Below are 26973 nucleotides of genomic sequence, written 5' to 3' on the forward strand. Positions count from 1 at the left end.
TTTTTTATTGTGTGTAAACTAGTACGAATGTTTGCAATCTATGGCCGAGAATGGTTTTTATCTTAACGTATTTGAACGTAAAGCTTGATTTTTGTTAGAGGGTGTTCAAGAAGTTGGTCAAATCTGTCTCTTTGTCAAGCTGCAATTTCTTTTTTATGAGCATCGCACTATCCGAACTAAGGCTAAGATGAGATTTCTCAATCCCTTTACTGATTTCGAAAAGACAATAATAATATAATCCTGAATTTACGGTATGATCAAATTCAGGCCTTCCCCTTGGGAGAAGGTTTGGAAGGGGCCACCAACTCTAACTGATCCACGCTTACATTGGTGGTAAACATGCCATAGTTGACCACGGCCTTATTTTTTTCCAATCTGTCAATGCTGCCAACGGCCTTGCCATCATGCATGCGCACGCGGTCACCAATCTTAAAAACGGGTCTGGGCTTGTTCTGCTCTTTTTGGATGGCTTTTTTCTTTTCCACCTTTTTCTGTTCCCTGACCTTGACGATTTTCTGCTGTAATTCGTTTGCAGTTTGTTTCTTTTCCGCTTTCTTGGCTTTTGCTTCCTTCGCAGAGGTTTTCTTTCGTTTGCTGTTCTCCGTTTCTACGATGCGAAGCAACTCAGAGATCAATGGGCGTTTCTTCTGGTCATGAAAATACTTTTCTGCGGCATCGCTGACCTTATTGCCCAAATGAACCATACGCTGGTTATGGTCATAAAGTTCTTGGTAGTTCTCCAGTTTTGATTTGACCTTGGCATTGAGTTTTTCCAGCCGTTCTGCTTCTTCACGGGCCTTTGCCTCTTCGTCTTGAAGGCGTGAGCCCGTTTTCTCCATTTTGCTGCGCTGCTTTTGCAGTTTTGAGATGGTGGCATCAAAGCGAACCTTGCCGCGGTCTATCTTTTTCTTGGCCTTGTTGATGAGGGAGTAGGGAATACCGTTTTTCTGGGCCACCTCAAACGTAAATGAGCTTCCCGCTTCTCCCAAGACTAGTTTAAAGGTCGGTTCGAGCGTTCTATTGTCAAATAACATGTTGGCATTGGTGGCGTGAGGCAGTTCGTTGGCCAATAATTTAAGGTTGGCATAGTGGGTAGTGATGACCCCGTAGGAATTACGTTCGTAAAAAACCTCTAAAAAAGCTTCTGCCAAGGCACCCCCGAGTTCTGGGTCAGAACCCGTACCAAATTCGTCGATGAGAAAAAGTGTTTGGTCATTGCACTTCTTCAAAAATTGGTTCATGTTTTTCAGACGGTAGCTATACGTGCTCAAGTGGTTCTCGATACTCTGGTTATCGCCAATATCCGTCAAAATCTTTTCGAACAAACACACTGAACTCCTTTCATGAACGGGGATTAGAAGTCCTGATTGAAGCATTACTTGAAGTAGTCCGATGGTCTTTAAGGTGATACTTTTTCCTCCCGCATTGGGGCCTGAAATAACAATAATCCGGTTTTCGGGATGCAGTTCGATGGTTTGCGGCCATGTTTTTTCATTTTTTCGCTCATTGGAAAGGTAGAGCAGGGGATGATAGGCATCAATCAGTTCCAGCCGCTTCTCTTCATTGATTTCGGGCAGTATGGCATTCATCTCAGAAGCATATTTGGCTTTTGCCGCCGTAATGTCAATGTGTGCCAAATAGTCTTGATGCGTGGCAAGTAATTCGGAATAGGGGCGTATATAGTTTGTAAGTTGGAGAAGAATGCGTTGAATTTCCTCCTTTTCGTCGTACTCCAAATTGTTCAGCTCACGGGTATGTGACAGCGTTGCCTCTGGAATGATGTACACGATGCTTCCCGTTTTGGAGTTGCCCATGACCGTACCGCGTACTTTCTTGCGATACATCGCCTTCACGGCCAAGACACGGCGGTTCTCGACCACGGATTCACGGATTTCATCCAAAAACTCTGCTGTCTGGTAACGCTGCAATGCGCCGTTGAAACTGGAGTTTATCTTTGATCGGACCTCATTGATGCTTCTGCGGATATTCTTCAGAGAAACGGAGGCATCATCGCGTATCTCCCCAAATTTGTCGATAACATTGCCAATCTCTTCGGGAATGGCAGTGTTCTCTTCCAAAGCTTCCGTCAGTTCGAACAACAACGGATAGTACTCCTTAAACTTTTTGAGGAATTTTTTATGAATGGCCACCGTGTTGCACAAGGAAGCGATTCTGCGAAATCCAGAAACCTCCAGCACCGTGTTTTCAATTTTCAACAATTTCAATTCGCCATTGATGGCATCAAATCCGTGATTGGGAATGCGATTTTCATTGGTGTAGGAGGAAAGGTACTCTGAAGTCTGCCCCAGCACCTTGAAGAGTTCCGTTTTGTCATCGATGGGCTTGATCTCAGCTACGGACTTTTTGCCCAATTCGGTATTGCAGCGACCGACCAAGTGGTCGAGCACGGTAGGAAATTCAAGGTCTTGAAGCGTTTTGGTGTGTATTTGGCCCATTATTTGACTGAACTCGGTAATCTTCCGTTTAGAATAAAGTCGACAATGTGATTTCGATGTTCACTCACCTTGTCTTTTGATAGGTGCTGCCATAATTCGCCATGGCTTCGGCCTTTATCATAAATCACACGATAATTGGTAAAGGGTGTTTTTTCAAGCTCCTTTTCAAGATGTTCAGTATATTTTGCAATAGTGGCATCGCTCATGAACAATATCGGGCTTTGAAGGCTCTTTAAATATTGTATGGGCGAGGCTTCTAAAAACCTAGCTTCTGAATCCCCAAAAACGGCTTCCACATGCAAAACGGCCAGTTCAGGATTACCGCCATTTTTAAAGGTTTGGTGGTAGTCGACAATATCGTACGTTCCGGAAATCGGAACCACCCCCTTGAAAAGCTTTTGCGGCAGCCCAACTTCCTTCAAATAAGTTTTATTTAAATCAAGAAGTGCGGCCAGATGTGCCCCTGAGGAATATCCACCTATAAAAAAACGATCTTGGCTATAACCATATTCAGCGGAGTTGTGAAACAGATATTTTACTGCTTTTGCCACATCTTTGATATGCTCGGGATGCTGTATGCCCTCATCCAATTCAGCATTTCGCCACGTTGCTGGGCTACGACGGTGGCCAATACTCGCCACGGCAATTCCGTTAGTGGCAAATTGTCTTGCCAAGTCCATTTCCATATCCTTGTCACCATACGACCATGCGCCGCCACCTATCCAGATAAATAATGGACATTGATTGCATGCCTCAGGAAGCACCAGATTCAAACGTTGCAACGAATCTCCCTCTTGAACATAGGCCAAGTCATTGATTTGCTTTAATTCTTGTGCGGAAATAAGGCCGCAGAAAATGAGGAGAAAGAATTGAAAGTATAAAAAACGCATTTCGAAATGTATTTATGACCTTTTAGGCAGCTGCAAAGATACTAATTACCAATACCTCCGGGGTGAAAGAGTAGTTTAACAAAAATGGCCGCTCCAATAGCAAAAGCAAAACTCAACAAGGTGCCAATCAGCACATATTCCGTTTTATTAAAACCCTCCTCTTGCTCACTTCGGTAGCGTAAAATGGATTTTGCCGCCAATAGGAAACCAATAGCAGAAAATTGGTTGATAAATACAAAAACCAGCACCAGCCAACGCTCCGTTAGTCCGATGACCCTACCTGCATTGGGGAGGTCTTCCATCCGTTCGGGATTTTCAGCTGCTACGCCATTGGTTAGCTTTAAATCGAATACCAAAAAGATTTCTTTGATGAGAATATTGGTGGTCTTTCCACAAAAGACAAAGGCAATCAAAATGGCCAACCATGCCTCGGGAATCTCAATGCCCACAATCGGCTCCAAAGGCACCCACTTTGCAAAAACGAGCACCGTGACCCCCAGAAAAAGTAGGTGCAGGGCCTGATCGATAAAAAAGGCGTATTTGCCCACCCATTTGCTTTTGGCCACCATAGGCTTAAATCCATCAATCAACCAGTGGGTCAGTGCGATGAATAGTGCAGCGAATATAAACTTGATTTGGAACGAAAGCACCCAAGAGGTTACGAACATAACAAGCACGTGCCATTTCAGATAGCTGCTCTTAAAGCCCTTTTCATTCTTGTCCTTCGCATTTTTGGCAGACTGAAAGGTGAAATCGGTGAGTAGGTGGGCGAGGAGTTGTAGTAGTAACAGTTGGGTTAAGGTCATGGTGTCATTGTAATTGAGAAAATCTAAGTTAATAGTTATTGGTTAATCGTTATTGGGATGCAACTATTAACTTTTAACGATTAACTACCTCAATTTAAGTCATATCTGCCATTCTAGCACGAAAAAACACTACTGCCTTCTCAATGGCGTTCCATCCCAAGCTTGTAGAGTGCTGGTTTACCGAAGATTGTGAAATACCCAGTTCATCGGCAATGGCCTGCTCGCTCTTGCCGAACAACTTGTGATAGAGTACCAAACTCTGTTTTTCGGTCGCTTTGTTGATGGTATGGTCTAGCAAGGCCATCAACGGCTCCATTTCTTGGTTGAGTGCGGAATTGCCTGATTCAAAGAACAGCGTATTCTTGATGACGACCCGTTCTTTGCCATGGCTGCCTTCTTCATTGATCTTACGGCCCGATTGATAGATGGCCTCCCCATCGATGATGCCCCGTTCAGGGTCAAAACGTTTTAATGGCCCGTACCCGATGGCCAAACGGATGCCATAGACTTCAAAGTTCTTGAGACGATTTTCTTTATCCTTGGGGGAAACGGTAAACGATTTCACCCAGCTTTTAGCCAATAGGGCCACTGTAAGTCCATCTTCGGGATTGGGCACCACGCACTCCCAGGCATCACCCTTGACCAAGCGTGCATAGGTGTTGAATTTCATAGCCAAAGCAATGTTCAATGACCGCAAACGGGCCTCCAAAACTTCTTTTTGTGCGTTCGATAGACTGGTAAAAGCCACCACATCACCTGATATGACAATATAGTTCATACGGCAAAGATACAAAATATAAGTTTAAGAACTTATAAAATATAAATATAAGTTTAATAGCTTATAAATAATTGATATAAGCCTGAGAGCTTATGCTTTTGTAGCAAGCTTATGAAATAGGGCATGTCTTAAAAGAATTGAAACTAATTTTCTAAAGAGAATAACCCTGTTATAGTAATATTCCTTTCTTCGAACTTTTCTGTAGAATAATTAAATTCTTCAAAATTTACATTGATATCCAATTCCCAAACATCAGTACCAACATTTAAGCCTTGGATTTTTCCGTTTTCTATTGCAATACTTTTATCAACAATGCAAAAACATAGATTTGTAAAAAAGGTACTACTGGAAATCAAGTCGCTATTTTGAAAAACAAAATTTTCAAGTGCAGGGTCGACTTCAAAAACTATAATTTCAGTATTCTCATCATCAACCCAACTTGGCGCAGGGTCTAAATAGTAGGAGTATTCAAAAACCAATTTTTTTCCCGTGGTAATGTACGCAAAGCCATAATCATCAAGAGCAATCGATGAGTTTTTATGCAGATTGAACGATTCTACTATAATGTCGTCATCAGGATTTGATAACTCTTCCTGAAGGGTGTCCAGCCTATTCTCTACTTCAACATTTTCTGTATCAGAAGTCGTACATGAACTCAACAGCAAAACGCTTGATGCCCAAATTTTAAGAATCTTCATAATAGCAAGCTAATTATGACAAAGAACATCAAAATTTTAATTTGGTCGTTAGATCTTCAACTTAATTGATGATTTATTAAAATTAAATGACGCCTTGAATTGCTTGACTTAACTCTTTCGTTCCAAACCGTACCACATCGGTTGTTGGTAAACCAGTAAGCTGTTGTATATCATGAATTTTGTTTTGGGCGGTTTTTGCGTCCATACCATAAGTGTTCAGGGCAATGCCAATAGTCTTGGCTTGCTGTTGCGACCCACAGACGTTGGCCACGGCCTCGTTGAGTTTGATAAACTCATCCAATGGGGGAATGGGCACATGCGAGACGGGATAACGCAAATGGTCATGAAAGGCTTTGTGGCACAAAATAAAGTGGGTCGCCTGTGAGCCCCGTATCAAGGGTAGGGTAGCCGTACTTCCTGGGTGCGCCAAGGACCCTTGTCCTTCAATGATGACAATGTCTTTGTCCGCTTGCTCCAACACGGCTTCTTCAACCGCGCCCGCTGCTTGGTCTACCTTAATGGCATCAAGGGGAATGCCGTTGCCCATCAACGTGATACCGATTTGTCCCGTGGGCACAAAACCTACGTTAATATCTTTCTTTTTGAGTGCAGCATAGAGTTCGAGACCAGCAGTCATCTTGCCCGCAGCCATATCGGTACCGATCATCAGAATCCGTTTGTTCTTTAACTGAGCCGCTTTGCCCGTGGCGATGGGGTAGGAGGGCTTGGGTTTTCGAACATCCCAAATAACATTGTGGTTTAGCAGATGCCCAAAGCGTTTATTGAGGTCGTCGTGCAGTCCGTTGATCAATGAAAGTCCGTTTTTTAGGGCGTGGCTGATGGGTTTGTCCCATTCTTCAGGGAACTTGCCACCACTGGGAGCGATACCCAATACCATAATTTCTGAATGCATCGCAACAGCCTCATCCACAGTAGCTACAACAGGAATCGTATACGATAATCCCACAGCTTCTTGAACCGTTTTACCCGCATAATGAGAATCAATAACGCAAACAATGGGGTGTTTTGAGAAGCGCATGAGCCCAAAGCCCATCTTGCCCGAGTCGTTGTCGAGCGCGCCTTCCATATAGATGCAGATTTTTTGGCTTGAATTAAACATTTTGACTGCTATTTATACGACACCCCTGTCCGCCTGTGGCGGACTGTCCCCTCAAGGGGACAATGATCACGTTTTCCAAAGTTCCAATCAAACCGTGTACATTTTAAAGGGACAATTTTTTTGTTTTTCAGATTTAGCACTTCCCATTTCCCAATTTCCCATTTCATACTTCGCATTTCATATTTAATACTTCGTATTTCAACATTCTAACTTTTAAACTTTCCTCCATGGCCTGGAACATCAAGTGGCATTGTGATTTCATTGACCAATGGTGCACCCTCGCAAGGATCGGGATTCAGATTCAGGTGTGAATCCAGGTCAATATGGTCGAGCATACCCGAAACTGCGGCGCCCGCCGCAATAGAAATGGAGGTTTCACCCATACAGCCAATCATCGTTTTGAGTTTATGGGCATGTGCCGTAGCAATGATACGCAAGGCGCCAGTAATGCCACCACATTTCATCAGCTTCATGTTTACACCATCGACATTATCGGCCCATTTTGGGATGTCCGTGGCAAAACGGCAGCTCTCATCCACAAAAATCGGCAAGGGTCTGTTCTTGAACAGCTGGGGAAGGTCTGCTTCGCCCCCCTCGACCAAGGGCTGTTCCACATATTCGCAGTGGCGTTCGGCCAACCATTGCATCATGTGCTTCGCGTCATTGACATTCCAACCCCCATTGGCATCGACCCGTATGGAAATTGGGTGTTTTTTATGGTATTGCAATACTTCTTGATACATGGCTTTGTCAGCTTCGATACCTTCGGGATTGCCCAACTTGACTTTTAGGGTTTTGATGTCCATTTCTTCCAGAATCAACGGCAAACGTTCCCGTGCTTCTTCAGGACTCATGATTCCCAAGGTGATGGAAGTAGGTTTTGTGGGCTTGGGAAAACCCAGCAATCTGTATAGTGGCATTTGGGCCTGCTTTGCTTTTAGGTCCCACAGGGCGATATCCAGTGCGGCCAGTGCACATGGGGCCAATCCGTGTTCCGATGCAGAATCGTATACGATATGAGGCATCTCGAGATTGCCATTTTCTGCCAAAAAAGCTTCCAGTTGGCGTTGGGCTTCCTCGGCGGTTGCGGCTCCTTCACTTTCGCCAGGCGATGTTTCGCCCCATCCCGTATGACCATCTTTGGTAACGGACACAAAAAGATTGGTTTGTCCGTCTCGAACCCCACGACTTATCCGTAAGGGAAACCTCTTTTTTAAATACACCTGCTTGAATGCAACTTTCATACACTACTTCGATTTCAATGCCATCGAATGTATTTTAATTTCGTGAGCAATTCAAGAAAAAAGTGGGCCAAGGATTATTTTTGTGGAAACACCCGAGAATATGAACGTGAACATTGACCCCAGCTGGAAAACCCACTTACAACCAGAATTCGAAAAGCCCTATTTTCAACAACTCGCCGAATTTGTTAGGCAGGAGTATCGGCAATATACCTGTTATCCCAAGGGAAAGGATATTTTTTCAGCCTTTGACCACTGTACCTTTCACGATACGAAAGTGGTCATCATCGGTCAAGACCCCTATCATGGGCCCAATCAAGCCAACGGACTCTGTTTTTCGGTGAAGGACGGTATTCCGCACCCCCCCTCATTGGTCAATATTTTTAAGGAGATTAAGGTGGATGTTGGTGTGCCCTATCCGAAAAGTGGCAATTTGGAACGCTGGGCCGAACAGGGCGTGCTCTTGCTCAATGCCACCCTGACCGTCAGGGCACATCAGGCAGGAAGCCATCAAAACAAAGGGTGGGAAACCTTTACAGATGGCGTCATCAGAACGGTTTCTGATACGTTGGAAGGCATTGTTTTTTTACTCTGGGGCGGATTTGCCAAGAAAAAGGCAGTGCTCATCAATCAAAGCAAGCACCACATATTGACATCGGGCCATCCTTCGCCACTCAGCGCCAATCGTGGACTTTGGTTCGGAAACCAGCATTTTAGCAAGGCCAATCAGTTGCTCAGGGGCATGGGAAAGGAAGAAATCAATTGGTAGGTTTACAAAATAATCGGAAAATTACTACGTTTGCCTTAAGAAATCAGACAAAAACGCTACTATGTCCGAATTAAACTCAGTATTGATGGTGGACGATGACGAGACCACCATTTTCCTTAATAAGATTTTTCTACAAAACCTGACTCCTGAACTTGAGGTTAACACAGCTGATAATGGTGAAGAGGCCCTAGATTTTCTAAGGGCGCACTTAGACGACCCGGGTTTTGGCAATTGCCTCTTGGTCTTGGATATTGAAATGCCCATCATGGACGGATGGCAATTTCTTGAGGCTTATGAAAAAGAATTCAGCGATGCTCAAAAGGAAAAAGTGTTGTTGGCCGTACTATCCATCCACAGCACAGACGAGGTGAAGAAAAGGGCTTTGAAGTATGCTTCCGTTAAGGAATGCCTTCTAAAACCGTTATCCGACGACCAATTTAGAAAGGTGATCAACAGGCATTTTCCCAACTTTTTGGCCGAAAAACAAGATTAATCAACGTTAAACAGCACCTCTTTGGCACTTTTGCGTTGTTCGACCAAATCCAACAGGGTCAGCATATCATAGACTTCATTGATGGTAGCTGCACTGATTTGTTGTTGGCTCCATCTTGTTTTTGAGAGCCAAAGTTGAATGTCTTCCAGTTGTTGCCCATATCTATTGGCCAACGTACGATCAATGCTGGGGATGCTCTTGAATTCACGGGTATACAGATTGATGATTTCAAGGACGTGCCTCAAGGTACTCGATGAATTTTCGATAAATTGATCGGTAGCTGCAATCACAAAACAGGGCCAGGGGGTAGGGCAGTCGCCCAACCTTCTGAATACTCCCTTATCAACGATAGGCTTTGTGGTGAAACGCTCCCACATGAAATAATCCGCTTTGCCCTCTGAAAGTGCCTTTACAGCACCATCTAAATTATTGACAACTTCAAAGGAAAGGGCATCGGTATTCCAACCCTGATTTCGGGCATTTACATAGGCCATAAGGTGACTTCCGCTGCCAAACCTACTGATGGCCGCTTTTTTGTTCTTGAGCTGTTCTAAGGCCTTAAAATCGCTTTCTGAGGATACATGGATGCCCCAGAGCAGGGGTGAAGCGATATATTCTTGCACCAACTTCACGGCATTGCCTTCTGCTATGCTCTTCAGGATGCCCTCGGTAAGAATAATCGCCAAATCGGTTTCTTGCTTTTCAAGCATCTGGCACATGCGTCCCGTGCCTTCGGGAATGTCCGTCCATTGCAAATCGATGCCACGGTCTCTAAAAGCCCCTTCTTCAATGGCCAAATGCCATGGAAGGTTAAAATGCTCGGGCACACCAATAATTCTAATGGTCTTCATCCAGCTTTGCCTTTAAGTATTCGTAGATAGCGTATTGCGACCTGATTTCAGGCTCATTGTTCCTTTTTTCAACCAATGTATTCGAATCTTCTGCATCAATGACTCGGGCCTTCACGTTATCGTTGAGCTGCAGCTGCAAAATATCCTTTAGTTCCGCAAATACGTTTGGGTCGAGGATGGGGGCCAATACTTCGACTCTTTTATCCAAATTTCGTGTCATCCAATCCGCCGAGCCAATGTACATTTTTTCATCCCCATCATTCTCAAAGAGATAAATTCTGCCATGCTCCAAGTAACGGTCTATGATACTGGTCACGTAAATGGGTTTGCCACATTCAGGCAACACCTCTTTTGTTTTTGGTATCAGACAGCAGAACCCGCGCACCAACAGTCGTACTTCGACCCCGGCCTCACTGGCCCTGTACAGTGCCTCAATCATTTTCGAGTCTTCCAGACTGTTCATCTTGGCCGTAATCTTGGCCGGTCTACCCGCCTGGGCATTGAAGATCTCATTGTGTATCAGCTCCAAAAAAGTGCTTCTTGTCGTAAAGGGCGACACCAATAGGTATTTGAGCTTCGGCGCAATCAATTCGCGTTGCAGTAGTAAAAAAACTTGGTTCAGATCACCTGTGATTTTCTTATTTGCGGTAAAAAGACCATGGTCACAATAGATTTTCGCCGTTTTGGCGTTGAAATTTCCAGTGCCGATAAAGGCATAACGCATTATTTCACCGTCTTGTAATCGCTCAACCATTGCGATTTTTGAATGCACCTTGATGTTCGGCACACTGAAGACCACTTGCGCCCCTTTCTCCTCAAAAGTGCGGCCCCATTCAATATTGTTCTTTTCATCGAAGCGGGCCTGCGCCTCTACAAAAATGACCACCTTTTTACCGTTGTCAAGTGCTTTTAAAATGGCATCGGTAAGTTTTGATGATTTTGCTATTCGGTACAGTGAAATCATCATGCAGGTCACATCGGCGTCCGACGCAGCAGTTTCGAAAAATCGCTCCACAACGGCAAAGGACTGATAGGGCGGATGTATCAACCTGTCTTTCTCCAAAATTGCTCGAAAAAAATCGTCAGTGTAGGATAAAACTGGGTGGTCGAGGGGTGGTTTTGGCTCGTACCTGAGGTGTTCTGCATCCTCTGGGCCCTGAAACCCGAAAAAATCGGAAAGGTTATGATATTCTCCACCGGGAAACATATCCGCCTCGCCCAACTGCAAATCGATCCTGAGCTTTTGTTGCAAATGTTTCGGCATGTTGGCATCGTACAACAGGCGGGTGGGCTGGCCGGACTTGCGCTGCGGCAATGACTGGTATATTTTTTCTGCCAACTCGGTATCTGCCTCATCGTCAAGGTACAGCTCTGCATCTCTTGACAGTTTGATGGCATACGATTGCTTGGTCTTTCGATTCAAAAAGAGTTGCGAAAGGCTCATCTTGATGACATCCTCAATAAAAATATAGTCATGTTCCCCGCCAGGTATCCCAGTAAATCTTTGGTGTTTGCCACTCGGCACATGCACAAGGGCATAGCTATCATCCTCAAATTGGCAGACCATATAAATGCTGCCATCTTGCAATTTGTCGGGATTGATTTTTGTATGGATGGTGCAATCAGCCATCATTTCTTTGGTAAATCGGTATGCCAGCAGGTCTCTTTGGTCCTGGGTCAGTTCCTCCGGCTTTTTGAAGTGGATGCCCTGACCTTCAAGCGCCTTTAAAATCGCCCGAAATGTTTCACCGAAGAGCTGTTGTTGGCGGTCAACGGTCTTTAGAATGAACTTGAGTTTCTTGTTGGGCTTGAGGATCAGTCTTTTTCTAAGACTTTTCTCCACAGATTTCAATTGGCGCATCTGGGATATGCGCACCTTGAAGTATTCATCGAGATTTGAGGAAAATATGGCCAAGAATTTGAGCCTTTCCAATAGGGGAGTGGCTTCATTCTGGGCTTCCAACAACACCCGCTCATTGAAGTAGAGCCAGTTGACATCACGATTTTTAAACGCACCTTTTTGCATACGGATTTGCAAAAATATAGAATCGACCGACAATGCATTTAAAGCTAATGTTAAGCTAAAAGTGCTGAACAATCTTTTCTAAAGTGTACGTAATGAGACTGTCGATGGTCTGCTGTGGTTTTTTTGAGAAACCACCGGAGGCACGGTTGGCCAAAATGGCGTTCAATGAGACGGCCCGATGCCCCAAGAGCTTTGCCAGACCATAGATTCCGGCAGTTTCCATCTCAAGGTTGGTGATTTTCTTTCCATCGTATTGAAACGAGGCCAAATGCTGGTTGAAATCGTCAAACTTGGGCGTTAGACGCATTTTTCGGCTCTGTGGACCGTAGAAACCGGCATTGGTAAGGGTAATACCAAATCGTATACGATTTGAATTTAAAAGCGATGCCAGTTCTTTGTCTGAGTCAACCGCATACGGGCGTATTTTTTCACCTTCTAGCCCTAAGTGTACCGAAAAAGCAGCACCCATTTCCCCATTTTGGACTGATTCGCTTTGATAAAAATGCAATAGACCGTCAAGGCCAATGGCATGCTCGCTCAACAAAAAAGAATCAACTTCAATATCAGGCTGAATGGCCCCCGAAGTGCCAATACGGATAAAATCTAATTGGATTTTGTCTTTTCTGACCTCTCTAGAGGAAAAATCGATGTTGACCAGGGCATCCAGCTCGTTCAGAACAATATCAACATTGTCAGTGCCGATACCAGTGGATACAACAGTGATTCTCTTGCCACCCAAAATACCTGTGTGGGTCAGAAACTCTCTTTTTCCCTTGGCAACCTCCAAAGAATCAAAATGCTTCGAAACCGATTTCACCCGTTCAGGATCACCTACCGTAATGATGGTTTGTGCAATGTCTTCAGGATGAAGATTGAGGTGGTAAATGCTGCCATCGGGATTCAGAATCAATTCTGACTCGCTTAATGGCATACTATAATTTTAGAATTCTGTTATTGTCAGAGTTGTAAAGGAAGCTGTACTTCAATGCGCCGCCCAGATACGATTCATTATCGCGAATATCAGCGTAATAGTTTGTTTTGCCGTCGAGTACCTGCCTGCCTTTTTGGGTCAATTTCACTGGATTAAACGATGAAAACAAAGGTTTCATTGAAGTCAGTAAGCGACCGTACTGTGTGTCGCCGAAGCCATAGACACCTTGGTTTGCAAGTATTTTGCCCAAAAACTCTTTTTTTGATCTTGGTTTTTCTTCCTCGGCCAACCTTAAAATATTATTTTCAATATTATTGAGACCGTTCTTTATGGCTGGAAATCTCTTGAGGTGCGCTTGAACGGCATCTGACAGGTAATCAAATTGAAAATTTTTGTAATCCTTGAGGTTCTCTAAACGGATGGGGTTGTCGCTGCAGTACAATTGCCAAACGTAGTCGGCATATTCAATATCATTCTGCGAGAGTATTGTTTTGTTTTCGTACAACGTCAATAACTGTTCATCGGTGAGCTCTGCAAGCCCATAAAGTTTATCGGTCTCATCTTCGTTGCCACTGCAGACCAAAGAGATTTCTGCATACCTGCGATGTGTTTTTAACCAACTCAACACGGCCAGCATGTTTACTTGGCAGAAGAGGTCATATTCAAACCAGAGTACGATTTGGTCCTGCTGCTTATGGTTGCAAAGCGAACGGTATTCTTTCAGGGTTTTCTCAACAAACCACGATTTGGAAACCTTGTAATTCTTGTTGAGAAATTCGAATCGTGTTTTCCAGAACGATTCACTGCCCACATTACTCAATGTCTTGCCTTCGCAAAGCATTTCACGCCAAGTGATGATATCTCCTTTAAGTGGTAGTGATTGTAAACGACTCGTGAAACTGTCCCCATTGGTAATGTGCAACAGTGATTTCATTTTCGGATGTAGTTTTCGTCGGTTAGGTTGATAAATGTAGGGGTAAATACAAAAAAACAAAAATAAATTATCTAAAACCTTAGCGTTCAGGCACTAAATTTAACAATCTTGAATGTTTCGAATTCTTTCTTTGCCAATTCCATAAATTCAACCTCCGACCCTTTTTACCGAAAACCCGTGTTCTTTGAGAAATGCCATGATTTTGTCGCGGTAATCCCCTTGGATGATGATCTGTTCATTTTTATGGCTTCCCCCGACCCCGAGCAGTGTTTTCAGTGCTTTGGCCAACTTTTTGAAGTCTGAATCGGCGCCATTGTAGCCTTCCAAAATAGTCACGGGCTTGCCCTTGCGCTTTTCATATTTGCAGATGATGGGGTCATCTTGCAGCCAGAATTTGGGTTTTTGCTCACTCTTTCCGGGCTTTTCACTCGGAACGTGGTCTGGAAAAAGATTCTTGAGTTGGTCGTGTAGATCCACTGAAAATTATTTTGGGAGGTATGCTGCGGGAATGGGGTTTTCCTCATTTTCCGATGTCCAGTAAATATTGACCACCCACCACCGTTCGCCATCATTCAGCAGTTGAATGCTGTTGATGCCCCGCATGAACGGCTCTTTATCGCTTTCGCTCTTAAAAGAGGCGTATGTGCTGAACACTTGGGTAATGTTTCCGAAAGTGTCTACTTCTCTATGGATTTCCTTTTCAAAAAAACCATTGTCAACAAACCATTTGCTGGAATTTGTTATGTAATCATCTGGTGACATAAAACGTGTGCCAACATTACCTTCTTTGGATTTACCGGTGGGAATAAGTTTGGCCCCTGGATGGAACAGAAATCTAAAAAGCTCCCAATTTCTTTCCTCACCCTTTTCGCCCGAGATGACCCCGTACAGTGTTTTCAGTGTGCTGTCTAAAGTTTTTACCTTTTCCAAATAGTCGTCATTGCTTTCTTGGGCGTTCAAACTCAGGGTCAAGCCCAAACAGACAAATAGTAGTGTAATCTTTTTTCCCATGATCTTATTTTTTTACTAATCCGAGTTCAATCAAACGCTCGTGCAAGAATTCGCCGGCGGTTGTATCTGCAAATTGCTTGGGATGGTCTTCATCCACACAGTTATCCAAACAATTCAATGGCATTTCACTGATGGGATGCATGAAAAACGGAATCGAATACCGCGATGTACCCCATAGTTCCCGTGGCGGATTGACCACTTGGTGAATGGTCGACTTCAATTTGTTGTTGGTCAATCGTGAAAGCATATCGCCGACATTGATCATCAGTTGGTCTGGCCTAGCGATGGCATCTACCCATTCCCCCTTGTGGTTTTGAACCTGTAAGCCTTTGCCATGGGCACCCATAAGCAACGTGATCAGGTTGATGTCGCCATGGGCTGCGGCACGAACAGCATTCTTTGGTTCTTCAGTGATGGGCGGATAGTGGATGGGCCGTAAAATGGAGTTGCCATTTTTGATGTACTCGTCAAAATAGGTCTCCTCCAAATCTAAATGCAGTGCCAAGGCCCTGAGCACATATTTTGCTGTTTTTTCGAGCATTTGATAGGTCTCTTTGCCCACTTCGTTGAATTTGGGCAGCTCTTCGACTTCCACATTATCGGGATATTCAGCTTCCAGCTTCGGATCATCATCCACATACTGCCCAAAATGCCAAAACTCCTTCAAATCACCTTCCTTACGGCCTTTAGCAGATTCTTTTCCGAAGGAAGTGTACCCACGCTGCCCACCGATGCCTTCAATTTCATACTTCTCTTTCACATCCTGCGGAAGCGCAAAGAACTTTTTGATTTCTGAATAGAGATTTTCAACCAATTCATCGGATAGAAAATGTCCGCTCAGCGCAACAAAACCGATATCCTCGAAAGCGGCACCGATTTCTTTGACAAACTTCTTCTTGCGCTCTGGGTCGCCAGAGACAAAATCCTCTAGATTCACACTGGGTATGACACTCATGGCTATGATTTTTGATGCTATCAAAGGTACGGAATGAAATTGCAAGTTCAAGTGTCAAATACAAACTCAAATTTCAAGCACAAACTCAAATATAAAATTCAAACTCAAGAACAATTCGTGAAAATTCGTGTCCATCAAATTACGAATTTAGAATGACGAATGGTTACACCGTGGCTTCTCTGTGAAACTCAGCGCATCTCTGCGAAACTCAGTGAAACAGCTTTTAAACATAAACTCAAACGGCAAATACAAGTTCAAATATCACGTGCACGGCCATTAGTGAAAATTCGTGAGATTAGTCTCCAACAATCAGAAAGCAACAAAACAAATTAAGTTTCCACGATTTGCTTTTTACTACATTTGAAGCCATTGAAAAAGACCATGCGATACCATATCGGAAACCATACTGAAAAAGACCTGATTACACTGTATGCGCGAATGCTGAAACCTCGCATGATAGAGGAAAAAATGCTGATATTGCTGCGACAAGGCAAGATTTCAAAATGGTTCAGCGGCATCGGGCAAGAGGCTATTTCGGTAGGGGTGACAAGTGCGTTGAAGAAAGATGAATATGTGCTGCCCATGCACCGAAACCTCGGGGTGTTCACCACCAGAAAGGTGCCTTTGGACCGCCTTTTTTCGCAATGGCAGGGCAAAGCGAGCGGATTTACCAACGGGCGTGACCGAAGTTTTCATTTTGGCAGCCAAGAGCATCGCATTGTTGGTATGATATCGCACCTGGGGCCCCAATTGGGTGTGGCCGATGGTATCGCTTTGGCGGATTTACTACGGAAGAAAAAGCGTGTCACCGCCGTTTTTACGGGTGAGGGTGCCACCAGTGAAGGAGATTTTCACGAAGCGTTGAACGTGGCCTCGGTATGGAAGCTTCCCGTACTGTTTTGCATTGAAAACAATGGTTATGGACTATCAACACCTGTCAACGAGCAATACAACTGTGAACATTTGGCGGACCGTGCCAAGGGCTATGGTATGGAGTCGCGAATCATTGACGGCAACAACATTCTCGAGGTCTATGAAAAAGTAAGCGAGCTTTGCAAGGCCATTAGAAAACGACCACGACCTGTGCTTTTGGAGTTCAAAACGTTTCGCATGCGTGGCCATGAAGAGGCCAGCGGCACCAAATATGTGCCCAAAAAGTTGATGGAGGAATGGGCACAAAAAGACCCCATTGCAAATTTTGAGAATTTTTTGTTGGAGAAAAACATACTGAATAGTGCTAAAATCGAATCGTTAAAAGAAGAGATTTCGCAAGAAATTGAAGAGAATCTAAAGCTTGCCATTGACGAAGCCGCTGTTTCTTTTGATGAAACAAAAGAGTTAGATGATGTGTTTAAAGAATTTGTATATCAAGAAGTTAATCCTTTAGAAAAAAAAGAAAATATTCGTTTTGTGGATGCCATATCCAAAGGCTTGTACCAGTCCATGCAAGAACATGACAATCTGGTCATCGTGGGGCAAGACATTGCCGAATATGGCGGCGTCTTTAAAATCACGGAAGGCTTTACCAAAGATTTTGGACGCAGCAGGGTGCGAAACACGCCAATTTGTGAATCGGCCATCGTTTCAGCGGCCATGGGGCTGTCCATCAACGGTATGAAAGCTGTGGTGGAGATGCAGTTTGCCGATTTTGTGAGTTCGGGCTTTAACCCCATTGTGAATTATTTGGCGAAAGTGCACTACCGTTGGGGTCAAAACGCCGATGTGGTCATCAGAATGCCTTGTGGCGGGGGAGTGGGAGCTGGTCCCTTTCACTCACAGACCAACGAGGCGTGGTTTTCCAAGACTCCAGGGCTAAAGGTGGTATACCCTGCTTTTCCCGATGATGCCAAGGGCTTGTTGGCAACGGCCATCAATGACCCAAATCCCGTACTGTTTTTCGAACACAAAGGATTGTACCGTAGCGTGTATGGCGATGTGCCCACGGATTATTATACCCTTCCTTTTGGTAAGGCCAATTTGATACGGGAAGGTGATGCCATTTCCATAGTGACGTATGGCGCGGGAGTGCATTGGGCTTTGGAAACGCTGGAAAAGCACCCAGAAATTGATGCCGATTTGATTGATTTTCGCACACTGGTTCCCATGGATGTTGAGGCTGTTTATGCATCTGTAAAAAAAACGGGCAAACTTATCATTTTACAAGAAGATACGATGTTCGGTGGAGTGGCAAGCGATATAGCTGCCATGGTCATGGAAAATTGCTTTGAGCACCTTGACGCTCCCGTAAAACGAGTGGCAAGCCTCGATACTCCGGTTCCGTTTGCCAAGAATTTGGAAGAGAATTTTCTCCCCAGAAAGCGTTTTGAACAGGCAATACTGGAGCTATTGGCCTATTGAGCATTCGCGTCAATATTCCCACGGTTTTGGGTAATGTCATCCATCCGCAGCCTATATTTTTGTTGAATCTTAACAATCGATTAACATCAAACAGCGGTGCACAAACGTATGTACTGCAAACAAATCAAATCTTATAATGAAAACAACTAGTAAAGTTTTGTTCCTCGCAATTTGTATGGTCGTTACCTCATGTACGGTCAGCAAATCTGCCAGAACACAACGAAACCTTTTCAGTGGCACTTGGTCGTTGGATAATGTTTCGTACGAAAACAGCACAGGCAATTTTCAATCCGTTCTTTTTGGTGATGCCCGCGATATTTGCTTTGAGGGCAGTGATTGGTTCTTCAGGGACAATAATAGTACCGGGCGCTACACCATTGAAAATGGCAGTCTCTGTCAAGGCGGCGACCGCTTTTTTAGGTGGTCGGTCGTAGAGCCAGAAAATCGGCTCAGTCAATTGCAGTTCAAGTTCATTGATGAAAACCGAAAGGATATTTCAGGCGGAGCAGGTTATCGACTTGACATTGCCAACCTTACGGAACAGAACATGACACTAAAGTCTAATGTATCGGTCGATGGACAATCCGTCACCGTAGTTTACGAATTCTCAAAAAAATAAAAATATGAAAGGCTATATATTGAAAACAACTGCCATGCTTGTGGTTTTTGGTCTGGTTGTAGGGTGCAATGCCACAAAGAATGCCAATAAGTCCCAAAAAGGAGCTGTCATAGGCGCCACTGGGGGTGCGGTCATTGGTGGTGTTATTGGAAACAATGTTGGAAAAGGAAATACCGTATTGGGAGCCATTATCGGTGCTGCCGTTGGTGGTGCCGCTGGCGGATACATCGGTAGCCGCATGGATCGTCAGGCCGAACGTATCGAAGAAGAGATTCCAGGGGCTGAAGTGACCCGTGTGGGTGAGGGCATCAACGTGACCTTCAACGAAGATGCTGGGGTTTATTTTGATACCAATAAATCAAACGTTAAGGGCACATCAGCGGAAACACTGAATAAATTGGCTGATATTTTAAAAGAATATCCAAAAACCAATGTACTGGTTGAAGGCCACACCGATAGTGCCGGGCCTGAGGATTACAACTGGAGCCTCTCACAGCGCAGGGCTGAATCCGTAAGCAGTTATTTAAATAATCAAGGTATTGCTGCTAGCCGATTGACCACAAAATGGTATGGTGAAACCCAGCCAAAGGCCAGCAATGAAACCAGTGAGGGCAAGGCAAAGAACAGGAGGGTAGAGCTGGCCATTGTGGCCAGCGATGCGCTAAAGCAGGAGGCCATGCAAGAAACCAAAGGGTAAATCCTTTAAAAATTAGTATGGGAATCCCGATCAAACGATCGGGATTTTTTGTTTTTATACACTATCTTCATACAATGTGCGATTACGAGGTGATTGTTTTGGGGGGTGGACTCGCAGGTCTTACGGCAGCATTGCATCTGTCAAAATTAGGTTGTAGCGTTCTGGTCATTGAAAAACATCGGTACCCCAGACACAAAGTATGCGGTGAGTATGTTTCCAATGAGGTAAAACCCTATTTGGAACAATTGGGTATCAGCTTTCGTGATTTGAATGCGGTCAACATCGATACCTTGCAATTGAGTGACCAAAATGGGGAAGCCATAAAAGTACATTTGCCCTTGGGTGGCTTCGGTTTGAGTCGTCATACTTTTGATAAAGCACTGTATGACCAATGTGTTCATGCAGGCGTGGATTTTCTTTTTGATGCTGTGGAAGATGTTCAGTATGGCAGTGAATACTTCACCACCACCACAAAAAATCAGCATAAACTAACCTCTAAAATTACTTTGGGGGCCTTCGGAAAGCGCAGTAATCTTGACACAAAACTCAATCGTAGCTTCATAAAGCAAAATTCCCCATGGTTGGGGGTCAAGTGTCATTATGTGTTCGATGAACATGAAACGCATCTTGTAGGTTTGCACGCTTTTCCCGGGGGATATGGGGGGCTTTCCCGAACCGAGGACGGCAGTGTCAACTTTTGTTATTTAGCGGCCTACAAAAGCTTCCAAAAAGAGAAAGGTGTGGATGCTTTTACGAGAAGGGTAGTGGGCAGCAATCCAATTTTAGACCATTTTCTATCCAAGGCCCGACCGAAATTCGAAAAGCCTTTGGCAATCGCTCAGATTTCCTTTCAAAAAAAGAAGCCTGTAGAAAACCACGTGCTGATGTTGGGCGATAGTGCGGGAATGATACATCCGCTTTGCGGTAATGGCATGGCCATGGCCATTCACAGTGCAAAAATTGCTGCTGAAACCATTGAAAAGCACTCGGCACAGCAGAATTTTTCCGTTACAAACGTCGAAAAAGAATATGCTTCACTATGGAAAAAGAATTTTCAAAAACGCCTGTGGATGGGTAGGCAATTACAGACTGTTCTTCTGAGCAAATCCCTGTCAAAATTTGCCATTGGCACTTTGGCACAATCAGAAAGGATGCTGCAATACCTTATTTTACGAACACATGGTGAACCAATACTGAATTAATGGATTTGACCCTGCGCAGCACAGAGACCGAACTGATGGATGCTCCGGATATAGGCGTCGAAACGCTAAAAATGGTCTTCGAAGATATCAATAAGACCAACCGGTTGCTGGGCGGCAACGCCATAACGGTGCAAAAAGTGATGGACTGGGTCTATGAGACAAAAAAAGAATCGTATACGATTTTAGATGCTGGGTGCGGCGATGGAAACATGCTGCGGGCATTGGCCACCGCGTTCAGAAAAGCGGGAATTAGAGGTCATTTTTCGGGTATCGAACTTCGTGATGATATTATCGAATTGGCGAGGGAAAAATCCTTAAATTTCCCTGAGATTGCTTATCAAAAAGGAAATATCATGCACTTGAATACAGAGAATCACAGTTGTGATATCGTCATTTGCACGCTGACAGTGCATCATTTTGAAAATTCGTCCATTCCGTCGCTCCTGAAAACGATGCTCGGCGTAGCAAAAATTGGAGTCATCATCAATGATTTGCAAAGAAGCCGCTTGGCCTGTATGCTGTTTCGGCTATTCAGTATGATGTTCATGAAGACCAATGTGGCAAAGAACGATGGTTTGGTATCCATAAAGCGGGCATTCAAAAAGTCTGAGTTGATTGCATTTTCAAAGAAAATACCGGGTGTTATGTATGAAGTGAAATGGAAATGGGCCTTCCGTTATGTATGGACGCTTCAAAACCAACGACCCAATTGATCATGCAGCAAGTTCGCATTGTAAATGCCGCAAAGGCATTGCCTAAATATTCACGCGACACAAAAGATATACTTCCGTTTGTTGAGTTTTGGCTTGGTGGGCAAGAAGAGCGATTCCGTAGAAAAGTCATCAAAATCTTTGAGGGGGCGAGCGTTGACCGACGATACGGTATCATGGACATTGAAGAAGTGTTCACGGCAACCTCCTTTCAAGAAAAAAACGACATTTATGTGCGTGAAATGAAAACCTTGGGGCGTACGGCACTCCAAAATGCCTTTAAAGCCCAAGGCTGGGCACCCGATTCGCTCGATTATATCATCACGGTCAGTTGTACGGGCATCATGATCCCTTCTCTGGATGCCTATCTCATCAACGATTTGGGCCTGCGGCAAGATGTGGTACGGCTTCCGGTCACTGAAATGGGCTGTGCCGCTGGCGTATCAGGATTGATTTATGCCACAAATTTTTTACGAAGCAATCCCAACAAACGCGCTGCGGTGGTGGCTGTTGAAAGTCCGACCGCTACGTTTCAGCTCAATGATTTTTCAATGGCAAACATGGTCAGTGCCGCTATTTTCGGTGATGGTGCAGCCTGTGTGCTGTTGTCATCCGAAGAAGAAAATGTGGGACCGGCCATCATCGGTGAAGAGATGTACCATTTTGAGGATGCCACGCACTTGATGGGCTTTGATTTGACCAATACAGGCCTCAAAATGATATTGGACCCTGCGGTGCCCGAGGTGATTTCAGCGCATTTTGGGGCTATTGTGCATCCATTTTTGAAAAAGTATGGCAGTTCCATCGAAAAGGTCAATCATTTGATTTTTCATCCGGGGGGCAGAAAAATTGTGCAGACCGTTGATGAATTGTTTGGTAACTTGGGCAAGTCTATCGAAGATACCCGTGAAGTGTTGAGGGCCTTTGGCAACATGAGCAGCGTCACCGTGCTCTATGTGTTGGAGCGCTTCCTTGAGAAAAAACTTGAAAAAGGCGAGCAGGGACTCGTTTTGAGTTTCGGCCCGGGATTTTCGGCACAACGGGTGCTGTTGGAGTGGTAATTCTTTAAATGTAGAATTTTGAATTACGAATGTAGAATTGCTTCTAATTCTAGCTGAAACAATTTAGATGTAACCGAAATTATTATTAATTCGTACTTCTAACTTCATATTTCGTACTTTCAAATAATTGGCAAACAATATCCATAGAATTTCAAAATAACTTGTTTTGAACAAAAAACATCAAAAATGGGCCTTGATATTGGGCGGAAGCAGTGGATTGGGTTTGGCCACGGCAAAAAAATTGTCCCAAAGCGGATATGATATTTTGATTGTTCATAGGGATAGAAAGTCTGATTTAGAGGATATTGAAACGCATTTTGAAGAAATCACTTCAAATGGGGTTCAATTGCAAAGCTTTAACGTGGATGCTACCAATCCTGAAAAAAGAACGGAAGTCGTTGAAGAAATAAAAGAACTATTGGGTGCCTCTGGCAAAATCAAGGTGTTGGTACACAGTATCGCCAAGGGAAGTCTAAAACCCATGCATTCAGAGACAGCGGAAACGCTCAACCACCAGGATTTTCAGATTACGTTGAACGCCATGGCCCTGAGCCTCTACGATTGGACCAGAGCATTGGTCGATTCCCATCTCTTTAGCAAAGATGTGCGGATCATTTCCTTTACCAGTGAGGGCAACGCAAAGGCATGGCCTGGTTATGCGGCCGTTTCAGCGGCCAAGACAACTTTGGAGGCTTTGACCAGAAGTATTGCGTTGGAATTCGCCCCGATGGGCATTAAGGCCAACTGTATTCAGGCAGGCGCGACAGAAACCAAGGCGTTTCTGATGATTCCCGGGCATGAGGCACTGAAGAAAAGTGCCTTGCGGCGAAACCCGAGTGGGCGGTTGACGACCCCTGAAGATGTCGCCAATGCCGTGTTTTTGTTATGCCAAGAGGAGGCCAAATGGATTACGGGCACCGTGATCAAAGTGGATGGGGGGGAGAGCTTGCGATGACCATGAATCCTACTAAAATCATATCCAAATTACCCTACTCAAAACCCTTTTTGTTTGTGGATGAGCTGCTGCATGTTGATGAAAACGGCGCCAAGGGCAGATATACCTTTCAAAAGGATTTAGATTTTTACCGAGGCCATTTTACGGACCGACCCGTAACACCAGGAGTCATTTTGACCGAATGTTGTGCACAGATAGGCTTGGTCTGTTTGGGAATTTATCTGGGGGATAAGACCACTGAAAATAACCTGCAAATCGCCTTTTCGAGCAGTGAAATGGAGTTCTTGTTGCCTGTCTATCCGGATGAGATGGTGACCGTGGTATCTGAAAAGGTGTATTATCGCTTTCAGAAACTGAAATGCAAGGTCAAAATGTTTAATGAAAAAGAAAAATTGGTCTGCAGGGGAACATTGTCGGGCATGCTAAAAAGCACAACCGATGATGAATAGGGTAGTAGTGACGGGGATGGGCGTTTGTGCCCCTGGTGCGGTCGGACTTCAAGCACTCGATGAATTGCTTTCCGAAGGAAAAAGTGGCATTGCACATTCATCAGAATTGCAAAAGCTCAATTTTTCATGCCAAGTTATTGGAAAACCGAATATTGAAACTGTTAATCTAAATGATTACTTCACCAATGTGCAGCTCAAAGGATTGAACGCAAGCGGATTGATTTATGGCGTGATTTCAGGGATGGATGCTTGGAAGGATGCAGGTTTCGAGGCTGAGAAAACCAAGACACCCGATTGGGATTGTGGAATCATTTTCGGCACCGGAATCTTGGGTGTCGACAAATTTCGGGAATCCATTCACAAGGTCGATGCGGGTGAGGTCAGGCGTTTGGGCAGCACTGCCGTAGTGCAGACCATGGCCAGCGGCATCAGCGCATTTTTAGGGGGAATGATCGGTGCGGGAAACCAAGTGACCACAAACTCCTCGGCCTGTACGACGGGTACAGAGGCCATTTTGATGGGGTATGAACGCATACAATTGGGCAAGGCCAAAAAAATGCTGGTCGGCAGTTGCAGCGATAGCGGTCCGTATGTCTGGGGCGGTTTTGACGCGATGCGCATTTTGCCCAGAAAATTTAACGAAAACCCTGAGAGGGCCAGTCGGCCGATGAGCGCCTCAGCAGCGGGATTCGTCCCAGGGAGTGGGGCAGGGGCATTGGTGTTGGAATCCCTGCAAAGTGCCCAAGAGCGTGGTGCAAAAATCTATGCCGAAGTATTGGGAGGGTGCATCAATAGCGGCGGGCAACGAAATGGGGGCAGCATGACCGCGCCCAACAGCGAGGCGGTACAACAGTGTATCAAAGGGGCTTTGAGAGATGCTTCCGTAGAGACAAATGCCATTGATACCATCAACGGTCATTTGACGGCCACGGCCAAAGATCCCATCGAGATTGAAAACTGGAGTACCGCTTTGAACCTATCCGGAGAAAGGTTTCCGTATGTGAACTCCTTCAAAGGGAATTTCGGGCATTGTTTGGCTGCGGCGGGCAGTATTGAGTCCGTTGGAACCGTATTGCAAATCCACAACAAAAAAATATACGGCACCATCAATTGTGAAGATGTGCATCCTGAAATTGAAAAACTCGTCCATCCGAATAAAATTCCACATAAAACCTTGACTATTGCACCAAAAATTATGGCAAAGGCCAGTTTTGGCTTTGGCGATGTCAATGCCTGTGTTATTTTTAGCAGCTTTAGCGACTAGTGTACTATGAATAAAGACCGTTACGAAGCCCTCAAGGCGATTGTGGGCACGTATTTGCCCGACGATGTCTCTGTGGATGACATTAAACCTGAAAGTGATTTTACGACAGAGTTGAACATCAATTCGGCTAATTTGGTGGATATCGTGCTCGATGTAGAGGATGCCTTTGACATTCAACTGGAAAATGAGGATATGGATGGGATGAAGACTGTGCAGGATGCCCTGAACATTATTGATACCAAAATCAACAAGAAAGAATGAAGGAATTTCTGGCTTGGGCCAAGCAAAAACTCAATGTGGACAAACGGTTGATTGCCCTGTACTGCGTGGTCTATTTTCTTTGGGGCCTGGGCATGAACCAGTTTGGCATCGAAGTTGAAATCGCGCGATTCACCTATTGGTGGCAGGTCATTACCTGTTACATTCTCTATATGGTGCCGATTTCACTGCTGCTCAGGGGTTTACCGTTTCACACACAGTATGCCTACGGACTCATCGCCATGGGATTGTTGGAGTTCGGGGGATATGTTTTGGGGACTTCCTATGCGTATCCGAACAACATCATTGACCAATTGTTTACCGAACGCAACTTTGCCTTGGGCATGGCGTTGTTCTTTGCGTTGTATTTTCCATTGGGCAATTGGGCCGTCGGCAAATTGTACCGATTTATTTTCAAGGGCCAAACTGGATAAGTCACTTGTCACTCACCACTGACCGGAAGCTCATGTTCTTTTTCGGGGATGGCCAAGGAAGCCACGATACCTGCTATCAGTGCTACGGAGATGACCGTCAACGAAACCCACTCTGGTATTTCAATTTGATGTGAAAAGAGCATTTTGAGTCCCACGAATGCCAGAATGACCACCAAGCTGTAGTTGATATAACGGAATTTTTCCAACATCCGTGAGACCAAAAAATACATGGAACGCAAGCCGAGAATGGCCAAAATGTTGGAGCTGAACACGATGAAGGGGTCAGCGGTGATGGCCAAGATTGCAGGAATACTATCCAATGCAAAGAGCACATCGGTGAGCTCAATGATGATCAGTGCAACGAATAGGGGGGTGGCCGCGGTGATTCCCATGCGGTTTACAAAAAAAGAGTTGCCGTACAAGGTGTTTGTGATGGGGTATAGTTTTTTGATTTGCCGAAATATCCAAGAACTCTTTGGGTCGAAATCCGTATCATCAGACTTTAGCATCTTATAGGCCGTCCACAATAGAAAAATTCCAAAGACATAAATAATCCATTCAAATTTGTTGATCAAAGCGACCCCAAAGACAATCATCAACCCCCGAAAGACAATGGCGCCCAAAATACCCCAGAACAGTACCCGATGCTGGTATAGGGGTGGAATGTTAAAGGCAGCGAAAATGACCGCAATCACAAAAACATTGTCAATGCTCAGGGAAAGCTCTATCAGATACCCTGTAACATATTTTAGCACAGCATTGTTGGGGGTAAGCCCAGTTGGATTTTCTACCAACCCGTTGGAAAAGAGCCAATAGATGACTCCGCTGAACCCCAGTGCTATTGACACCCAAACAGTCGTCCATATCGCTGCTTCTTTGCTTCGAATTACATGTTCTTTCTTGTGAAAAACCCCTAAATCAAGGGCAAGAAAAACGATGACAACGGCAATGAAAAGTATCCATACCCACATAATGAACTCATTTAAACTTTTTCAATTGGCTAATTT

General features: G+C 44.6%; 28 protein-coding genes. 13 read left to right on the forward strand and 15 right to left on the reverse strand.

Annotated features, from left to right (window positions below; genetic code table 11):
- Window positions 1-263: 263 nt before the first annotated feature.
- The 7 genes from AAAH86_RS04165 to AAAH86_RS04195 form a co-directional block, all read right to left on the reverse strand.
- On the reverse strand, window positions 264-2456 hold the full coding sequence (locus tag AAAH86_RS04165) for a DNA mismatch repair protein MutS (RefSeq protein WP_343486242.1): 2193 nt from the start codon (window positions 2454-2456) through the stop codon (window positions 264-266).
- Window positions 2456-3346: an alpha/beta hydrolase gene (locus AAAH86_RS04170; protein ID WP_343486243.1), complete on the reverse strand. Its 891-nt coding sequence runs from the start codon at window positions 3344-3346 to the stop codon at window positions 2456-2458. The genes AAAH86_RS04165 and AAAH86_RS04170 overlap by 1 nt, the downstream gene beginning before the upstream one ends.
- 41 nt (window positions 3347-3387) lie before the next feature.
- Window positions 3388-4152, reverse strand: a complete 765-nt coding sequence (locus tag AAAH86_RS04175) for a DUF3307 domain-containing protein (protein ID WP_343486244.1) — start codon at window positions 4150-4152, stop codon at window positions 3388-3390.
- Between the two features lie 94 nt (window positions 4153-4246).
- Window positions 4247-4930 carry a fumarate hydratase gene (locus tag AAAH86_RS04180; RefSeq protein WP_343486245.1) on the reverse strand — a complete coding sequence of 228 codons (684 nt, stop codon included), beginning with the start codon at window positions 4928-4930 and terminating at the stop codon, window positions 4247-4249.
- A 143-nt stretch (window positions 4931-5073) separates the two neighbouring features.
- Entirely contained in the window at window positions 5074-5628 is a 555-nt protein-coding gene (locus tag AAAH86_RS04185) for a hypothetical protein (protein WP_343486247.1), read from the reverse strand.
- 82 nt (window positions 5629-5710) lie between these two features.
- Window positions 5711-6748 (reverse strand): DUF1611 domain-containing protein, encoded by a 1038-nt coding sequence (locus AAAH86_RS04190; RefSeq protein ID WP_343486248.1) that lies wholly within the window; start codon window positions 6746-6748, stop codon window positions 5711-5713.
- A 206-nt stretch (window positions 6749-6954) separates the two neighbouring features.
- Window positions 6955-7992, reverse strand: a complete 1038-nt coding sequence (locus AAAH86_RS04195; protein ID WP_343486249.1) for a dipeptide epimerase — start codon at window positions 7990-7992, stop codon at window positions 6955-6957.
- Window positions 7993-8092: 100 nt separating this feature from the next.
- On the opposite strand from AAAH86_RS04195, the gene AAAH86_RS04200 reads away from it, so the two are divergent.
- On the forward strand, window positions 8093-8758 hold the full coding sequence (locus tag AAAH86_RS04200) for a uracil-DNA glycosylase (protein ID WP_343486827.1): 666 nt from the start codon (window positions 8093-8095) through the stop codon (window positions 8756-8758).
- A gap of 61 nt (window positions 8759-8819) precedes the next feature.
- Window positions 8820-9251: a response regulator gene (locus tag AAAH86_RS04205; protein WP_343486250.1), complete on the forward strand. Its 432-nt coding sequence runs from the start codon at window positions 8820-8822 to the stop codon at window positions 9249-9251.
- Here the strand turns inward: AAAH86_RS04205 and AAAH86_RS04210 are convergent.
- The 7 genes from AAAH86_RS04210 to AAAH86_RS04240 all read right to left on the reverse strand — a co-directional run bounded on the left by AAAH86_RS04210 (window position 9248) and on the right by AAAH86_RS04240 (window position 15959).
- Complete coding sequence (locus AAAH86_RS04210) at window positions 9248-10102, reverse strand: substrate-binding domain-containing protein (RefSeq protein ID WP_343486251.1); 855 nt, start codon at window positions 10100-10102, stop codon at window positions 9248-9250. The two genes, AAAH86_RS04205 and AAAH86_RS04210, sit on opposite strands and share 4 nt — an antisense overlap.
- Window positions 10089-12128, reverse strand: a complete 2040-nt coding sequence (ppk1, locus tag AAAH86_RS04215; protein WP_343486252.1) for a polyphosphate kinase 1 — start codon at window positions 12126-12128, stop codon at window positions 10089-10091. The genes AAAH86_RS04210 and ppk1 overlap by 14 nt, the downstream gene beginning before the upstream one ends.
- Window positions 12129-12183: 55 nt before the next feature.
- Entirely contained in the window at window positions 12184-13059 is an 876-nt protein-coding gene (locus AAAH86_RS04220; protein ID WP_343486253.1) for a nucleoside phosphorylase, read from the reverse strand.
- A gap of 1 nt (window position 13060) precedes the next feature.
- Window positions 13061-13993: a DUF1835 domain-containing protein gene (locus tag AAAH86_RS04225; protein ID WP_343486254.1), complete on the reverse strand. Its 933-nt coding sequence runs from the start codon at window positions 13991-13993 to the stop codon at window positions 13061-13063.
- Between the two features lie 147 nt (window positions 13994-14140).
- Window positions 14141-14470 carry a translation initiation factor gene (locus tag AAAH86_RS04230; RefSeq protein WP_343486255.1) on the reverse strand — a complete coding sequence of 110 codons (330 nt, stop codon included), beginning with the start codon at window positions 14468-14470 and terminating at the stop codon, window positions 14141-14143.
- Window positions 14471-14476: 6 nt separating this feature from the next.
- Window positions 14477-15004, reverse strand: a complete 528-nt coding sequence (locus tag AAAH86_RS04235; RefSeq protein WP_343486256.1) for a hypothetical protein — start codon at window positions 15002-15004, stop codon at window positions 14477-14479.
- A 4-nt stretch (window positions 15005-15008) separates the two neighbouring features.
- A complete protein-coding gene (locus AAAH86_RS04240; RefSeq protein WP_343486257.1) occupies window positions 15009-15959 on the reverse strand; it encodes a 2-oxoglutarate and iron-dependent oxygenase domain-containing protein in 951 nt (316 codons plus the stop codon).
- 381 nt (window positions 15960-16340) lie between these two features.
- Here AAAH86_RS04240 and AAAH86_RS04245 point away from each other — a divergent pair, with 381 nt between their 5' ends.
- From AAAH86_RS04245 to AAAH86_RS04295, 11 genes are all read left to right on the forward strand, one after another.
- Entirely contained in the window at window positions 16341-18317 is a 1977-nt protein-coding gene (locus AAAH86_RS04245) for a dehydrogenase E1 component subunit alpha/beta (RefSeq protein ID WP_343486828.1), read from the forward strand.
- A 136-nt stretch (window positions 18318-18453) separates the two neighbouring features.
- A complete protein-coding gene (locus AAAH86_RS04250) occupies window positions 18454-18936 on the forward strand; it encodes a lipocalin family protein (RefSeq protein WP_343486258.1) in 483 nt (160 codons plus the stop codon).
- 4 nt (window positions 18937-18940) lie between these two features.
- Window positions 18941-19633, forward strand: a complete 693-nt coding sequence (locus AAAH86_RS04255) for an OmpA family protein (protein ID WP_343486259.1) — start codon at window positions 18941-18943, stop codon at window positions 19631-19633.
- Window positions 19634-19707: 74 nt separating this feature from the next.
- Window positions 19708-20835: an NAD(P)/FAD-dependent oxidoreductase gene (locus AAAH86_RS04260; protein ID WP_343486260.1), complete on the forward strand. Its 1128-nt coding sequence runs from the start codon at window positions 19708-19710 to the stop codon at window positions 20833-20835.
- On the forward strand, window positions 20835-21548 hold the full coding sequence (locus AAAH86_RS04265) for a methyltransferase domain-containing protein (RefSeq protein ID WP_343486261.1): 714 nt from the start codon (window positions 20835-20837) through the stop codon (window positions 21546-21548). Before AAAH86_RS04260 ends, AAAH86_RS04265 begins: the two co-directional genes overlap by 1 nt.
- Before the next feature lie 2 nt (window positions 21549-21550).
- On the forward strand, window positions 21551-22606 hold the full coding sequence (locus tag AAAH86_RS04270) for a type III polyketide synthase (protein WP_343486829.1): 1056 nt from the start codon (window positions 21551-21553) through the stop codon (window positions 22604-22606).
- Between the two features lie 166 nt (window positions 22607-22772).
- A complete protein-coding gene (locus AAAH86_RS04275; RefSeq protein WP_343486262.1) occupies window positions 22773-23561 on the forward strand; it encodes an SDR family oxidoreductase in 789 nt (262 codons plus the stop codon).
- A gap of 2 nt (window positions 23562-23563) precedes the next feature.
- Window positions 23564-24010, forward strand: a complete 447-nt coding sequence (locus AAAH86_RS04280; protein ID WP_343486830.1) for a FabA/FabZ family ACP-dehydratase — start codon at window positions 23564-23566, stop codon at window positions 24008-24010.
- Window positions 24000-25274 (forward strand): beta-ketoacyl-[acyl-carrier-protein] synthase family protein, encoded by a 1275-nt coding sequence (locus AAAH86_RS04285; protein WP_343486263.1) that lies wholly within the window; start codon window positions 24000-24002, stop codon window positions 25272-25274. Before AAAH86_RS04280 ends, AAAH86_RS04285 begins: the two co-directional genes overlap by 11 nt.
- A 6-nt stretch (window positions 25275-25280) precedes the next feature.
- Window positions 25281-25535 (forward strand): phosphopantetheine-binding protein, encoded by a 255-nt coding sequence (locus tag AAAH86_RS04290; protein WP_343486264.1) that lies wholly within the window; start codon window positions 25281-25283, stop codon window positions 25533-25535.
- Window positions 25532-25966, forward strand: a complete 435-nt coding sequence (locus AAAH86_RS04295) for a hypothetical protein (RefSeq protein ID WP_343486265.1) — start codon at window positions 25532-25534, stop codon at window positions 25964-25966. The genes AAAH86_RS04290 and AAAH86_RS04295 overlap by 4 nt, the downstream gene beginning before the upstream one ends.
- A gap of 8 nt (window positions 25967-25974) precedes the next feature.
- Here AAAH86_RS04295 and AAAH86_RS04300 read toward each other — a convergent pair whose 3' ends face one another.
- Window positions 25975-26937 (reverse strand): TerC family protein, encoded by a 963-nt coding sequence (locus AAAH86_RS04300; RefSeq protein WP_343486266.1) that lies wholly within the window; start codon window positions 26935-26937, stop codon window positions 25975-25977.
- Window positions 26938-26973 lie beyond the last annotated feature (36 nt).

The organism is Allomuricauda sp. d1 (assembly GCF_039592695.1).
In the GTDB taxonomy this organism is placed as follows: domain Bacteria; phylum Bacteroidota; class Bacteroidia; order Flavobacteriales; family Flavobacteriaceae; genus Flagellimonas_A.

Bases quoted from the DNA above. Each gene is read 5' to 3' on its own strand.
- AAAH86_RS04175 (WP_343486244.1), bottom strand. From the start codon at position 4,152: ATGACCTTAACCCAACTGTTACTACTACAACTCCTCGCCCACCTACTC.
- AAAH86_RS04300 (WP_343486266.1), bottom strand. From the start codon at position 26,937: ATGTGGGTATGGATACTTTTCATTGCCGTTGTCATCGTTTTTCTTGCC.
- AAAH86_RS04205 (WP_343486250.1), top strand. From the start codon at position 8,820: ATGTCCGAATTAAACTCAGTATTGATGGTGGACGATGACGAGACCACC.
- ppk1 (WP_343486252.1), bottom strand. From the start codon at position 12,128: ATGCAAAAAGGTGCGTTTAAAAATCGTGATGTCAACTGGCTCTACTTC.
- AAAH86_RS04185 (WP_343486247.1), bottom strand. From the start codon at position 5,628: ATGAAGATTCTTAAAATTTGGGCATCAAGCGTTTTGCTGTTGAGTTCA.
- AAAH86_RS04210 (WP_343486251.1), bottom strand. From the start codon at position 10,102: ATGAAGACCATTAGAATTATTGGTGTGCCCGAGCATTTTAACCTTCCA.
- AAAH86_RS04180 (WP_343486245.1), bottom strand. From the start codon at position 4,930: ATGAACTATATTGTCATATCAGGTGATGTGGTGGCTTTTACCAGTCTA.
- AAAH86_RS04280 (WP_343486830.1), top strand. From the start codon at position 23,564: ATGAATCCTACTAAAATCATATCCAAATTACCCTACTCAAAACCCTTT.
- AAAH86_RS04285 (WP_343486263.1), top strand. From the start codon at position 24,000: ATGATGAATAGGGTAGTAGTGACGGGGATGGGCGTTTGTGCCCCTGGT.
- AAAH86_RS04240 (WP_343486257.1), bottom strand. From the start codon at position 15,959: ATGAGTGTCATACCCAGTGTGAATCTAGAGGATTTTGTCTCTGGCGAC.
- AAAH86_RS04255 (WP_343486259.1), top strand. From the start codon at position 18,941: ATGAAAGGCTATATATTGAAAACAACTGCCATGCTTGTGGTTTTTGGT.
- AAAH86_RS04265 (WP_343486261.1), top strand. From the start codon at position 20,835: ATGGATTTGACCCTGCGCAGCACAGAGACCGAACTGATGGATGCTCCG.
- AAAH86_RS04260 (WP_343486260.1), top strand. From the start codon at position 19,708: ATGTGCGATTACGAGGTGATTGTTTTGGGGGGTGGACTCGCAGGTCTT.
- AAAH86_RS04295 (WP_343486265.1), top strand. From the start codon at position 25,532: ATGAAGGAATTTCTGGCTTGGGCCAAGCAAAAACTCAATGTGGACAAA.
- AAAH86_RS04200 (WP_343486827.1), top strand. From the start codon at position 8,093: ATGAACGTGAACATTGACCCCAGCTGGAAAACCCACTTACAACCAGAA.
- AAAH86_RS04250 (WP_343486258.1), top strand. From the start codon at position 18,454: ATGAAAACAACTAGTAAAGTTTTGTTCCTCGCAATTTGTATGGTCGTT.
- AAAH86_RS04170 (WP_343486243.1), bottom strand. From the start codon at position 3,346: ATGCGTTTTTTATACTTTCAATTCTTTCTCCTCATTTTCTGCGGCCTT.
- AAAH86_RS04235 (WP_343486256.1), bottom strand. From the start codon at position 15,004: ATGGGAAAAAAGATTACACTACTATTTGTCTGTTTGGGCTTGACCCTG.
- AAAH86_RS04220 (WP_343486253.1), bottom strand. From the start codon at position 13,059: ATGCCATTAAGCGAGTCAGAATTGATTCTGAATCCCGATGGCAGCATT.
- AAAH86_RS04270 (WP_343486829.1), top strand. From the start codon at position 21,551: ATGCAGCAAGTTCGCATTGTAAATGCCGCAAAGGCATTGCCTAAATAT.
- AAAH86_RS04165 (WP_343486242.1), bottom strand. From the start codon at position 2,456: ATGGGCCAAATACACACCAAAACGCTTCAAGACCTTGAATTTCCTACC.
- AAAH86_RS04195 (WP_343486249.1), bottom strand. From the start codon at position 7,992: ATGAAAGTTGCATTCAAGCAGGTGTATTTAAAAAAGAGGTTTCCCTTA.
- AAAH86_RS04225 (WP_343486254.1), bottom strand. From the start codon at position 13,993: ATGAAATCACTGTTGCACATTACCAATGGGGACAGTTTCACGAGTCGT.
- AAAH86_RS04245 (WP_343486828.1), top strand. From the start codon at position 16,341: ATGCGATACCATATCGGAAACCATACTGAAAAAGACCTGATTACACTG.
- AAAH86_RS04290 (WP_343486264.1), top strand. From the start codon at position 25,281: ATGAATAAAGACCGTTACGAAGCCCTCAAGGCGATTGTGGGCACGTAT.
- AAAH86_RS04190 (WP_343486248.1), bottom strand. From the start codon at position 6,748: ATGTTTAATTCAAGCCAAAAAATCTGCATCTATATGGAAGGCGCGCTC.